The sequence below is a fragment of the Streptomyces parvus genome (genome assembly GCF_014648875.1).
Taxonomy (GTDB): Bacteria; Actinomycetota; Actinomycetes; order Streptomycetales; family Streptomycetaceae; genus Streptomyces; species Streptomyces parvus.
Genome location: NZ_BMRY01000003.1, coordinates 48,178 through 60,302, shown reverse-complemented (window position 1 = coordinate 60,302; position 12,125 = coordinate 48,178). Strand labels below are relative to the sequence as shown.

Here is a 12,125-nt window from a genome sequence, read left to right as displayed (position 1 = left end):
GCGCAAGTCGGCTTCCGGCGGCCGGTCTGACGGGGCGTCCGGCCGCGGGAAGCCGCGCGCCTCAGACGGACGCCTGGAACGCCTCGTAGACCTTCTTCGGGATGCGGCCGCGGGCCGGCACGTCCATCCGGTGCGAGCGGGCCCAGGCGCGGACGGCCGCCGGGTCCGGGGCGAGGGAGGTGTGGCGGTAGGCCGTGGGCGTCCTGCCGTGCTTGCCGGCGTTCGTCTGCTTCCGTCCGGCGGCCACGTAAGGCGCGAGCGTCTTCCGCAGTTTCTTCGCGTTGGCGGGATTGAGGTCGATCTCGTACGTCTTCCCGTCCAGGGCGAAGATCACCGTTTCCGCCGCCGCTCCCCCGTCGATGTCGTCGGAGAGTGTCACCACTACGCGCTGAGCCACGGATATCGGTCCTTTCCTGCGGCACCGGCGCGTTCTGCGTGCGCGGATGCCGGCCTTCCGGCTGCCGGGCGGGCGGAAGCGGATCGACGAGATGTCGACTGTTCCGTTGTCCCCGGGGCAATGGTGCTTTCCCCGGTAATCATTTGTACAGCGGTCGGTACCGCATTGTGAAGCCCAGTCAATTGCGTGCGCGTGTCCGTGTGCAATCCGTGTGCAATCCGGGCGGGTTTTTCCCAGACCTTTTCCGAGCGGTGTCGTGGCCGATATGCGGACGTGATCTACGCACCGCCCTCACCAGGGCCGCCCTGCCCGATATCTACTCGCGTAGAAATTTTGGCCAGGTACGCTGAGTGGACCCGCGGGGGTCTGGGGAACCCCCCGGAGAGACAGCCGCACCACACCACCACACCGGGAGTGCCAGTGGCACGCGTCGTAGTCGACGTCATGCTCAAGCCCGAGATCCTCGACCCGCAGGGACAGGCGGTGCAGCGCGCACTGCCCCGTCTCGGGTTCGAGGGAATCGCGGACGTTCGTCAGGGAAAGCGTTTCGAGCTGGAGGTCGAGGGGCCGGTCGACGACGCCGCCCTCGCCCGTATTAACGAGATGGCCGAGACGTTCCTCGCCAACACCGTCATCGAGGACTTCGTCGTGAAGGTGGAGGAGGAGAAGTGACCACCCGTATCGGCGTCGTCACTTTTCCCGGCACCCTCGACGATCAGGACGCCCTGCGCGCCGTCCGTATCGCGGGCGCCGAGCCCGTATCCCTGTGGCACCGCGACAAGGACCTGCACCAGGTCGACGCGGTCGTCCTGGCCGGCGGATTCTCCTACGGGGACTACCTCCGTGCCGGTGCCATCTCCCGCTTCTCGCCGGTGATGGAAACCCTCATCGAGCAGGCGAAGGCCGGGATGCCGGTCCTCGGTATCTGCAACGGCTTCCAGATCCTGACCGAGGCGCATCTGCTGCCCGGCGCGATGCTGCGCAACAACCACCTCCACTTCATCTGCCGCGACCAGAAGCTGCGGGTGGAGAACGCGGAGACCGCCTGGACCTCGGACTACAGCTCCGGCCAGGAGATCAGCGTCCCGCTCAAGAACATGGACGGCCGGTACACCGCCGACGAGCGCACGCTCGACGAGCTGGAGGCCGAGGGCCGCGTCGCCTTCCGCTACCTGGACGGCAACCCCAACGGCTCGCTCCGCGACATCGCGGGCATCACCAACGCCGCGGGCAACATCGTCGGCCTGATGCCGCACCCGGAGCACGCCGTGGAGCCGCTGATCGGCACCGGCCGCACCGACGGCCTCGGTTTCTTCACCTCGATCATCAAGAAGCTGGTCAACGCATGAGCCTGGATACGGTCAAGCACGCGGCCGAGACCCCGGACGCCGCGCAGCCCTGGAAGGAGCTCGGCCTCAAGGAGGACGAGTACGCCCGGATCCGCGAGATCCTGGGCCGCCGCCCCACCGGCGCCGAGCTCGCCATGTACTCCGTGATGTGGTCGGAGCACTGCTCGTACAAGAGCAGCAAGGTCCACCTCAAGCAGTTCGGCGAGAAGGTCCCCGCCAACGACGCGATGCTCGTCGGCATCGGCGAGAACGCGGGCGTCGTCGACGTCGGCCAGGGGTACGCGGTCACCTTCAAGGTCGAGTCGCACAACCACCCCTCGTACATCGAGCCCTACCAGGGCGCGGCCACCGGCATCGGCGGCATCGTCCGCGACATCCTCGCCATGGGGGCCCGCCCGGTCGCGGTCGTCGACCCGCTGCGCTTCGGCGCGGCCGACCACCCCGACACCAAGCGCGTCCTGCCGGGCGTCGTCGCGGGCATCGGCGGCTACGGCAACTGCCTGGGCCTGCCCAACATCGGCGGCGAGGTCGTCTTCGACGCCTGCTACCAGGGCAACCCGCTGGTCAACGCCGGCTGCATCGGCGTGATGAAGCACGAGGACATCCACCTCGCGCAGGCGTCGGGCCCCGGCAACAAGGTCATCCTGTACGGCGCCCGCACCGGCGGCGACGGCATCGGCGGCGTCTCCGTGCTGGCGAGCGAGACCTTCGAGTCCACCGGGCCCGCCAAGCGCCCGGCCGTCCAGGTCGGCGACCCGTTCCAGGAGAAGCTCCTCATCGAGTGCACCCTGGAGATCTTCAAGGAGAAGCTCGTCGCGGGCATCCAGGACCTCGGCGGCGCCGGGCTCTCCTGCGCCACCAGCGAGCTGGCCTCCGCCGGTTCCGGCGGTATGCGCGTCGAGCTGGACACCGTGCCGCTGCGCGACTCCTCCCTCTCGCCCGAGGAGATCCTCATGAGCGAGTCGCAGGAGCGCATGTGCGCGATCGTCGAGCCGCAGCACGTGGACCGCTTCCTGGAGATCTGCGAGAAGTGGGACGTCATCGCCACCGTCATCGGTGAGGTGACCGACGGCTCGCAGCTGGAGATCTTCTGGCACGGCGAGCAGATCGTCGACGTACCGCCGCGCTCGGTCGCCCACGACGGCCCGGTCTACCAGCGCCCGTTCGCCCGCCCGTCCTGGCAGGACGCGCTCCAGGCGGACGACGCGGGCAAGCTCGCCCGCCCGGCCAACGCCGCCGAGCTGCGCGAGCAGGTCCTCAAGCTGGTCGCATCCCCGAACCAGGCCTCCAAGGCGTGGATCACCGACCAGTACGACCGCTTCGTGCAGGGCAACACCGTCCTCGCGATGCCCGAGGACGCGGGCATGATCCGCATCGACGCCGAGTCGAACCTGGGCGTGGCGCTGGCGACCGACGGCAACGGCCGGTACGCCAAGCTCGACCCGTACACCGGCGCGCAGCTCGCGCTGGCGGAGTCGTACCGCAACGTCGCCGCCTCCGGCGCCAAGCCGCTGGCCATCTCCGACTGCCTGAACTTCGGTTCCCCGGAGGACCCGGACGTCATGTGGCAGTTCGCCGAGGCCACGCGCGGTCTCGCGGACGGCTGCCTGGAGCTGGGCACCCCGGTCACCGGCGGCAACGTCTCGCTGTACAACCAGACCGGTGAGACGGCGATCCACCCGACGCCGGTCGTGGCCGTGCTCGGCGTGATCGACGACGTGAACCGGCGTACGCCCGTCGCCTTCGCGGAAGAGGGCCAGCTCCTCTACCTGCTGGGCGACACGGCCGAGGAGTTCGGGGGCTCGGCCTGGTCCGAGGTCGTCCACCAGCACCTCGGCGGCCTGCCGCCCAAGGTGGACCTGGCCCGCGAGAAGCTGCTCGCGGAGATCCTCATCTCGGGCTCGCGCGACGGCATGATCGACGCCGCGCACGACCTGTCCGACGGCGGCCTGATCCAGGCGGTCACCGAGTCCTGCCTGCGCGGCGGGAAGGGCGCCCGGCTGGTCGTGCCGGACGGCCTGGACGCGTTCACGTTCCTCTTCTCCGAGTCGGCGGGCCGCGCGGTCGTCGCGGTCCCGCGCAGCGAGGAGCTCCGCTTCACCGACATGTGCGGGGCGCGCGGTCTGCCCGTCGCCCGCATCGGTGTCGTGGACGGCGAGGAGATCGAGATCCAGGGCGAGTTCAGCATTCCGCTGAGCGAGCTGCGTACGGCGCACGAGGCGACGATCCCCGCGCTGCTCGCCTGAGCCGGAGCCGCCGCCCGTACATCGCGTACATCCGAAGCCCTCGTCCGGAATCATCCGGGCGGGGGCTTCGGCCTTCCCCCGAACCCCTGATGAACCTCTTGATGGAAATTACGTAATTACGTAAGGTTGGTGTCATGGAGCTGGAGCAGCGGGTCGCCGAGCTGGAGAGGCGGCTCACGGCGCTGGAGCGGCGGGACCCCGAGTCACCCCGCCTGGGCGACGGTGACTTCTGGGCGCTGGAAGGGCTGAAAGAGCAGCTCGCCGACGTCGGGGAGGCCGGGGCCGACGGGGGAGTGCTCTACACGGGCTCGGTCCGGCTGCCCACCGGCGAGCAGTACGGATGGCAGTACGGCGCCTTCACCGAGGCCCTGTTCGACGGGGACTGGGCGGACGCCGCCGAGTCGTTCGCCGCCCTGGGCCACCCGGTCCGGCTGCGCCTGCTCCGCGAGATCCTCGGCGGCCTCAGGACGGCCGCCGAACTGGCCGCGCTCGACGGCGCCGGCACCACCGGCCAGATCTACCACCACCTGCGCCAGCTGACCGGCGCGGGCTGGCTGCACGCGGCGGGGCGCGGCAAGTACGAGGTGCCGCCCGCCCGGGTCGTGCCGCTGCTGGTGGTGCTGACGGCGGCGCGGCCGTAGAGCCGCAGACGACTGGGGGAAATGATCATGTCCGTCCGCAAAGCTGTTCCGACCGCCATGCGGCTGTCCTGGCTGGTCCTGCTCGCGCTGATGATCGGTGAGTTCGTCACGGATCTGCCCGGACCGGGCTGGGCGACCACCGTCCTGCCCGCGCTGGTCGTGCTCGCCCTGAGCGCGGCCACGATGGCGCTTCAGACCCGGGCCGCCGCGCCCCTGGGCGAGCCGAGGCCCCCGGTCGAGGTCGACCCGCCGGTCACCGGCCGCTGGAAGGCTCTGAACAGCCCGGCGGACAAGGTGCCGAGCCATGGGACGCACGTGTACGGGCAGACGTACGCGATCGACATCGTGGCCGACCCGGAGACGGGGGAGGGTGAGCCCCCGGCCCGGCCCGCGTTCCGCTGGCTCTGGCCGCTCTTCCGCCGCAACAGCGCCTTCCCGGCCTTCGGCGCCCCGCTGCTCGCGGTGGCCGACGGCACGGTCGTGACCGCGAGCGACGGCCAGCGCGACCACCTGAGCCGGAACTCGCTGCCGGGCCTCGTCTACCTGATGCTCATCGAAGGCACCGTCCGCTCGTACGTCGGTGCGCACCGGATCGTCGGCAACCACGTGATCCTCGACCTCGGCGACGGCACGTACGCCGTCTACGCGCACGTCCGGCGCGGCTCGCTCCGGGTGAAGGCGGGGGACACCGTCCGGGCCGGGCAGCAGATCGGCGGCGTGGGGAACTCCGGCAACAGCTCCGAACCGCACCTCCACGTCCACCTCATGGACAGCCCGGACCTCGACGACGCCCGGGGCGTCCCGTTCACCTGGCGGGGCGTCGGAGTCCCGGCGAACGGCGAGACGTTCACCGTCGAGGAGCAGGTCGCGGAAGCCCGGCCCGGCACTGTCGGTGGCGCCGGTTAGTCTCGGCCCCATGCCCCCGGCCAAGAAGCGCCCGCGCGCCTACGACCACCTCAGGACCCGGACGGCGGTCCTCGCCCAGTACGCCCATGTGCGCGACGCCGTCGCCGCGCTGACGCCGCAGCAGCTCGCCCGGCCGACCCGGCTCGGCGACTGGACGGTGCGCGATCTGGTCGCGCACATCGCGCAGGGGCTCGGCTCGGTCAGCCGGGACCTGGCCCTGCCGGAGCCGCCGGGACCCAGGCCCGCGACCACCCTCCTGGAGTGGCCGCCCGCCGTCGCCGCGTTCGTCAGGGACCCCGAGGCCCCGGCCCCGGCGGCCGCACGCCCCGACCTCCTCGCGCTGTACGGGGAGGTGGAGGCGGCCTTCCTCGCGGACGTCCCCGCCACCGGCACGGGCGACCGGCTGCTGCCCACGCTGGTCGGCTCCATGCGGCTGACCGACTACCTGGTCACCCGGACCGTCGAGCTGGTCGTCCACACGGACGACCTGAACGAGGCGCTCGGGCTGGAGATCCCCTACGACCGGCAGGCCCTGGCCGCCTGCACCCGGCTGCTGGCGGACACCCTCGCGGACCGGGCCCCGGGCGGCTCGGTCGAGGTGCGCGTCCCGCCGTTCGCGGTGGTCCAGTGCATCGGCGGGCCCAAGCACACCCGGGGCACCCCGCCCAACGTCGTGGAGACCTCCCCGCTGACCTGGATCCGGCTCGCCACCGGGCGTACGGAATGGGCGCGGGCCCTGGAGGACGCCGAGGTCAGCGCCAGTGGGGAGCGGGCCGACCTGGCCGCGCTGCTGCCTCTGCTGGCCTGAGAGACCCGGGCGGTCCGGCCCGGCGGAACGGAGAGAACCGGAGGCAGCGGAACCGGATCGGACCCTCGTACCGTCACATCGCCATGCACACACAACGGATGACCCTCAGCGTCAGTGTCCTGGCCCTCCTCGCCCTCGCCGCCTGCGGTACGGAGTCGGGTTCCGGCTCCGGCAAGGGATCCGGCGACGGCGGTGACACCGTGCAGAGCGATGTCCCCGTCACCGGCGTGGCGTGGAGCGTCGACTCGGTGACCGTCGGCGGGAAGAAGACCGAGGCCCCGGAGGGGGCCCGCCTGGAGATCGACCCGAAGGGCCGTGCCACCGCGGACTTCGGCTGCAATCACATCAGCGTGGACGCGCAGGTGAAGGGCGACCGGATCACCCTGGGCAAGCCCGTCACCACCCAGATGGCGTGCGACGTCAAGATCGAGAAGTTCGAGAAGGCCGCCATCGACGCGATGGGCGGCGAGCACACCGCGAAGCTGTCCGGCGACAAGCTGACCCTCACCACCGAGAGCGGGGACACCATGGCGCTCAGCGAGGAGAAGCCCGCCGACCTCGTGGGCACCAAGTGGACGGTGAACACGCTGCTCGACGGGAAGACCGCCACGACCGTGCCGGCTGACCTGCCGAAGGAGCGCACGCCGCACCTGACCTTCGCCGAGGACGGCACCGTACGCGGCAACGCCGGCTGCAACTCCTTCAGCGGCAAGGCCACGGTCAAGGACTCCCGAATCGTCTTCGGGCCCACGGTCAGCACCCGCAAGATGTGCCCGGAGGCCGAGATGGAGACGGAGCGGGCCGTGCTCGCCGCCCTCAAGGGGACGAAGACGTACACGATCAAGGGCAGCACGCTCACCCTCGCCGCCGACGACGGCAAGGGGATCGGTGCCACAGCCGCACCCGCCGGGGCCGAAAACAGCTCCGAGCACGGCTGAACCCGGCTCCTCGGTGTGAGGCTCACCACGAAACGAGCGTTCGGCCAGGAGCCCGGGCGAAGATCGGCCGGGCTCACCGAGCGCCACGGCCGCCCGCCCGCCGCCCAACGTGGCTACCCGTCGGTAACCAGCCGCTCGGCCCGGAAGTGAGCGCCGCGTCCCTCCCGTCGCTCCGCGCCCTCCGGGCCGACGTCACGCAGGGTCACCGGCCGAAATCCCGCGAATCGCCCGCCCCGGGCGGCGGGCGGGCCCGTTCCCCGTGCTCCACGGCGCGTTCGCCCCCCGGTCCCCAATTCGGACCAGTGGTCGATCTCGCCTACACTCGGTGCCGTGCCCCGTGGTGATGGACGACTCAACCACGACCTGCTCCCCGGAGAGAAAGGCCCCCAGGACGCTTGTGGCGTCTACGGTGTCTGGGCTCCGGGCGAAGAGGTCGCCAAGCTCACCTATTTCGGACTGTATGCCCTGCAGCACCGCGGACAGGAATCCGCGGGCATCGCAGTGAGCAACGGGTCCCAGATCCTGGTCTTCAAGGACATGGGACTGGTCTCGCAGGTCTTCGACGAAACGTCTCTGGGTTCCCTCCAGGGCCATATCGCGGTCGGTCATGCCCGCTACTCGACCACCGGTGCCTCGGTGTGGGAGAACGCGCAGCCGACGTTCCGTGCCACCGCGCACGGCTCGATCGCCCTCGGCCACAACGGGAACCTGGTCAACACCGCCCAGCTCGCGGAGATGGTCGCCGACCTCCCGCGCAAGGACGGCCGGGCGACCCAGGTCGCCGCGACCAACGACACCGACCTGGTGACCGCGCTGCTCGCCGGACAGCGCGACGAGAACGACAAGCCGCTGACCATCGAGGAAGCCGCCGCCAAGGTGCTCCCCGACGTCAAGGGCGCCTTCTCGCTCGTCTTCATGGACGAGCACACGCTCTACGCCGCCCGTGACCCGCAGGGCATCCGCCCGCTGGTCCTCGGCCGGCTGGAGCGCGGCTGGGTCGTCGCCTCGGAGTCCGCCGCGCTCGACATCTGCGGCGCCAGCTACGTACGCGAGATCGAGCCGGGCGAGCTCATCGCCATCGACGAGAACGGTCTCCGCACCTCTCGATTCGCAGAAGCGAAGCCCAAGGGCTGTGTCTTCGAGTACGTCTACCTGGCCCGCCCCGACACCGACATCGCCGGGCGGAACGTCTACCTCTCCCGCGTGGAGATGGGCCGGAAACTGGCCGCCGAGGCCCCCGTCGAGGCGGATCTCGTCATAGCGACCCCGGAATCCGGCACCCCCGCCGCGATCGGGTACGCGGAAGCCAGCGGTATCCCGTTCGGCGCCGGACTGGTCAAGAACGCCTACGTCGGCCGGACCTTCATCCAGCCCTCGCAGACCATCCGCCAGCTGGGCATCCGGCTCAAGCTGAACCCGCTGAAGGAAGTCATCAAGGGCAAGCGCCTGGTGGTCGTCGACGACTCGATCGTCCGCGGCAACACCCAGCGGGCCCTGGTCCGGATGCTCCGCGAGGCCGGTGCGGCCGAGATCCACATCCGGATCTCCTCGCCGCCGGTGAAGTGGCCCTGCTTCTTCGGGATCGACTTCGCCACCCGCGCCGAGCTGATCGCCAACGGCATGACCGTCGACGAGATCTGCACCTCGATGGGCGCCGACTCGCTCGCGTACATCTCGATCGACTCGATGATCGAAGCGACGACGATCGACAAGCCGAACCTCTGCCGCGCCTGCTTCGACGGTGAGTACCCCATGGACCTCCCGGACCCGGAGCTGCTCGGCAAGCAGCTGCTGGAGACCGAGCTGGCGGCGGGCCCCGCGGCGACCGCCGCGGCCGACGCGCTGCGCCGTCCGTGACCCGGACGCACCGCGGCCCCTCCCACCAGCCCCGTATCTCCACACGAAAGATCCCAGGCCATGTCTGAGACAACAGGTGCTTCCTACGCGGCGGCCGGCGTCGACATCGAAGCCGGTGACCGCGCCGTCGAGCTGATGAAGGAGTGGGTGAAGAAGACCCAGCGCCCCGAGGTCGCCGGTCTCGGCGGACTCGGAGGGTTCGCCGGACTCTTCGACGCCTCGGCGCTGAAGCGCTACGAGCGTCCGCTCCTCGCCTCCGCCACCGACGGTGTGGGCACCAAGGTGGACCTGGCCCGCCAGATGGGCGTGTACGACACCATCGGCCACGACCTCGTCGGCATGGTCGTGGACGACCTCGTCGTCTGCGGTGCCGAGCCGCTGTTCATGACCGACTACATCTGCGTCGGCAAGGTGCACCCCGAGCGTGTCGCGGCCATCGTGAAGGGCATCGCCGAAGGCTGCGTCCTGGCTGGCTGCGCCCTGGTCGGCGGCGAGACGGCCGAACATCCGGGGCTCCTCGGCCCGGACGACTTCGACGTCGCCGGCGCCGGTACGGGCGTGGTCGAGGCCGACCGCCTGCTGGGCCCGGACCGTATCCGCAAGGGTGACGCCGTCATCGCCATGGCGTCCTCCGGTCTTCACTCCAACGGGTACTCGCTCGTCCGCCACGTGGTCTTCGACCGGGCCGGCTGGTCCCTGGACCGCGAGGTCGAGGAGTTCGGCCGCACGCTCGGCGAGGAGCTTCTGGAGCCCACCCGGATCTACTCCCTGGACTGCCTGGCCCTCACCCGTACGACCGAGGTGCACGGCTTCAGCCACGTCACCGGCGGCGGCCTGGCCAACAACCTGGCCCGGGTCATCCCGGACGGCCTGCACGCCACCGTGGACCGCTCCACGTGGACGCCCGGCGCGGTCTTCGACCTGGTCGGCAAGGCGGGTCAGGTCGAGCAGCTGGAGCTGGAGAAGACGCTCAACATGGGCGTCGGCATGATCGCGATCGTCCCGGCCGACTCGGTGGACGCGGCCCTGACGACGCTGGCCGACCGCGGGGTCGACTCCTGGGTCGCCGGTGAGATCACCGACCGCGGCGACCACGCGACGGGCGCCGAGCTGACCGGGTCCTACGCACGCTAGGCACAGGCATGCGGTGGTGCGCCCGGCGCACCACCGCACGCGGAACGGAACCGGCGCGCACCACGGGCGCCCCGGACCGGGACACACAGAACCCGGCCCGGGGCAAGCCCGGACCGGGTTGAAGTGTCAGCGCGAGGTCAAGCGCCGCGGCGCTGTGACGACGGACCGGACTGGTCGTCCTGATCGTCGTCATCGTCCTGGTTGTAGCGATCCGCGTACTGTGCGTACGGGTCATCTTCCTCGTCGTCGTCCTCGAACGGCTCTGCGTTCGGTGGCTGACTCGAAGGCGATGCGCCCAGCTCATTGGCCAGACGCGACAGGTCCGTCCCGCCGCTGCTGTACTTCAGCTGGCGGGCGACCTTGGTCTGCTTGGCCTTTGCCCGGCCGCGCCCCATGGCTCGACCCCCTCGGTGACGGGGCTCGACGGCCCCAGAGTCTTGACACGCGTTCATGTTTCAGGACGGACTCTCGGCAGAGAGACCGCGCCCGTAGGGCTTTAACGGTACCTGCTTCCGTGGCCATACGGTACGCCGCCCGCATCCCGGTCCCCGGCACAGGGCCAGTGAGGAGCCCCGTCCTCGCTGGTCAACTGCGATTTTAACCTCTTGTGGAGGTACGACCCGCCGACCGGCGTGAGTCTTGTCTCGCCGGTCGGCGGGTCATGGACGGCCACCGGTCAGCGCGAGCGTGCCTCCGCCATCCGCTGTTCGGCGAGCCGGTCGGCCGCCGCGGCCGGCGGAATCCCGTCCGCCTTCGCACGTGCGAATATTTCCAGCGTGGTGTCGAAGATCTTCGTCGCCTTCGCCTTGCACCGGTCGAAGTCGAACCCGTGCAGTTCGTCGGCCACCTGGATCACGCCACCGGCGTTGACCACGTAGTCGGGTGCGTAGAGAACCGACCGGTCGGCCAGGTCCTTCTCCACGCCCGGGTGCGCCAGCTGGTTGTTGGCCGCGCCGCACACCACCTTCGCGGTGAGCACCGGGACGGTGTCGTCGTTCAGCGCGCCGCCGAGCGCGCACGGCGCGTAGACGTCAAGGCCCTCGGTGCGGATCAGGGCGTCGGTGTCCGCCGCCACGGTGACCTCGGGGTGCAGATCGGTGATCGCTCGCAGCGACTCCTCGCGGACGTCGGTGATCACGACCTCGGCCCCGTCGGAGAGCAGGTGCTCGACGAGGTGGCGGCCGACCTTGCCGACGCCGGCGACGCCGACCTTGCGGCCGCGCAGCGTCGGGTCGCCCCACAGGTGCTGGGCCGAGGCCCGCATGCCCTGGAAGACGCCGAACGCGGTGAGCACCGAGGAGTCGCCCGCTCCGCCGTTCTCGGGGGAGCGGCCGGTGGTCCAGCGGCACTCCCGGGCGACGACGTCCATGTCGGCGACATAGGTGCCGACGTCGCAGGCGGTGACGTAGCGGCCGCCGAGCGAGGCGACGAACCGGCCGTAGGCGAGGAGGAGTTCCTCGCTCTTGATCTTCTCCGGGTCGCCGATGATGACGGCCTTGCCGCCGCCGTGGTCGAGGCCGGCGAGGGCGTTCTTGTACGACATCCCGCGCGACAGGTTCAGCGCGTCGGCGACGGCGTCCGCCTCGGAGGCGTACGGGTAGAAGCGGGTACCGCCGAGGGCCGGGCCCAGGGCGGTGGAGTGGAGGGCGATGACGGCCTTGAGGCCGCTGGCACGGTCCTGGCAGATCACGACTTGCTCGTGGCCCCCCTGATCCGAGTGGAACAGGGTGTGCAGGACGCCGTCGGTCACATCGGTCACTGTGGTGACTCCCAAATAACGAAGCGGCGGAGGCCCTCCTAGGGGTGGGGAGGGCCCCGGACCGACCGGCACGGCCGGTCCGATGGGCAA

Annotated in this window: 12 protein-coding genes; 9 read left to right on the top strand and 3 right to left on the bottom strand. The window is 70.5% G+C overall.

Annotation, left to right across the window (positions count from 1 at the left end):
- Positions 1-61: 61 nt before the first annotated feature.
- On the bottom strand, positions 62-397 hold the full coding sequence (locus IE140_RS10510; RefSeq protein ID WP_100563010.1) for a histone-like nucleoid-structuring protein Lsr2: 336 nt from the start codon (positions 395-397) through the stop codon (positions 62-64).
- Positions 398-817: 420 nt separating this feature from the next.
- On the opposite strand from IE140_RS10510, the gene purS reads away from it, so the two are divergent.
- The 9 genes from purS to purM all read left to right on the top strand — a co-directional run bounded on the left by purS (position 818) and on the right by purM (position 10,276).
- Positions 818-1,069 (top strand): phosphoribosylformylglycinamidine synthase subunit PurS, encoded by a 252-nt coding sequence (gene purS / locus IE140_RS10505; RefSeq protein ID WP_010056446.1) that lies wholly within the window; start codon positions 818-820, stop codon positions 1,067-1,069.
- Positions 1,066-1,746 (top strand): phosphoribosylformylglycinamidine synthase subunit PurQ, encoded by a 681-nt coding sequence (gene purQ / locus IE140_RS10500; protein WP_150195946.1) that lies wholly within the window; start codon positions 1,066-1,068, stop codon positions 1,744-1,746. Before purS ends, purQ begins: the two co-directional genes overlap by 4 nt.
- Positions 1,743-3,992 carry a phosphoribosylformylglycinamidine synthase subunit PurL gene (gene purL, locus IE140_RS10495; RefSeq protein ID WP_150195948.1) on the top strand — a complete coding sequence of 750 codons (2,250 nt, stop codon included), beginning with the start codon at positions 1,743-1,745 and terminating at the stop codon, positions 3,990-3,992. The genes purQ and purL overlap by 4 nt, the downstream gene beginning before the upstream one ends.
- A gap of 134 nt (positions 3,993-4,126) precedes the next feature.
- A complete protein-coding gene (locus tag IE140_RS10490) occupies positions 4,127-4,633 on the top strand; it encodes an ArsR/SmtB family transcription factor (protein ID WP_093440761.1) in 507 nt (168 codons plus the stop codon).
- Positions 4,634-4,660: 27 nt separating this feature from the next.
- Complete coding sequence (locus tag IE140_RS10485) at positions 4,661-5,539, top strand: M23 family metallopeptidase (RefSeq protein WP_150195950.1); 879 nt, start codon at positions 4,661-4,663, stop codon at positions 5,537-5,539.
- Between the two features lie 10 nt (positions 5,540-5,549).
- Positions 5,550-6,347 (top strand): maleylpyruvate isomerase family mycothiol-dependent enzyme, encoded by a 798-nt coding sequence (locus IE140_RS10480; protein WP_109179223.1) that lies wholly within the window; start codon positions 5,550-5,552, stop codon positions 6,345-6,347.
- Between the two features lie 98 nt (positions 6,348-6,445).
- On the top strand, positions 6,446-7,285 hold the full coding sequence (locus IE140_RS10475; RefSeq protein ID WP_109181509.1) for an META domain-containing protein: 840 nt from the start codon (positions 6,446-6,448) through the stop codon (positions 7,283-7,285).
- A 330-nt stretch (positions 7,286-7,615) separates the two neighbouring features.
- Entirely contained in the window at positions 7,616-9,142 is a 1,527-nt protein-coding gene (gene purF, locus IE140_RS10470; RefSeq protein ID WP_032764440.1) for an amidophosphoribosyltransferase, read from the top strand.
- A 60-nt stretch (positions 9,143-9,202) separates the two neighbouring features.
- Positions 9,203-10,276, top strand: a complete 1,074-nt coding sequence (gene purM, locus IE140_RS10465) for a phosphoribosylformylglycinamidine cyclo-ligase (RefSeq protein ID WP_006125825.1) — start codon at positions 9,203-9,205, stop codon at positions 10,274-10,276.
- Positions 10,277-10,413: 137 nt separating this feature from the next.
- Here purM and IE140_RS10460 read toward each other — a convergent pair whose 3' ends face one another.
- Both IE140_RS10460 and IE140_RS10455 read right to left on the bottom strand, forming a co-directional pair.
- Positions 10,414-10,671: a DUF3073 domain-containing protein gene (locus IE140_RS10460; RefSeq protein ID WP_006125824.1), complete on the bottom strand. Its 258-nt coding sequence runs from the start codon at positions 10,669-10,671 to the stop codon at positions 10,414-10,416.
- Positions 10,672-10,952: 281 nt separating this feature from the next.
- Positions 10,953-12,035 carry a Leu/Phe/Val dehydrogenase gene (locus tag IE140_RS10455; protein WP_150195951.1) on the bottom strand — a complete coding sequence of 361 codons (1,083 nt, stop codon included), beginning with the start codon at positions 12,033-12,035 and terminating at the stop codon, positions 10,953-10,955.
- Positions 12,036-12,125 lie beyond the last annotated feature (90 nt).

Bases quoted from the DNA above. Each gene is read 5' to 3' on its own strand.
- IE140_RS10485 (WP_150195950.1), top strand. From the start codon at position 4,661: ATGTCCGTCCGCAAAGCTGTTCCGACCGCCATGCGGCTGTCCTGGCTG.
- IE140_RS10480 (WP_109179223.1), top strand. From the start codon at position 5,550: ATGCCCCCGGCCAAGAAGCGCCCGCGCGCCTACGACCACCTCAGGACC.
- IE140_RS10475 (WP_109181509.1), top strand. From the start codon at position 6,446: ATGACCCTCAGCGTCAGTGTCCTGGCCCTCCTCGCCCTCGCCGCCTGC.
- purM (WP_006125825.1), top strand. From the start codon at position 9,203: ATGTCTGAGACAACAGGTGCTTCCTACGCGGCGGCCGGCGTCGACATC.
- purL (WP_150195948.1), top strand. From the start codon at position 1,743: ATGAGCCTGGATACGGTCAAGCACGCGGCCGAGACCCCGGACGCCGCG.
- IE140_RS10490 (WP_093440761.1), top strand. From the start codon at position 4,127: ATGGAGCTGGAGCAGCGGGTCGCCGAGCTGGAGAGGCGGCTCACGGCG.
- IE140_RS10460 (WP_006125824.1), bottom strand. From the start codon at position 10,671: ATGGGGCGCGGCCGGGCAAAGGCCAAGCAGACCAAGGTCGCCCGCCAG.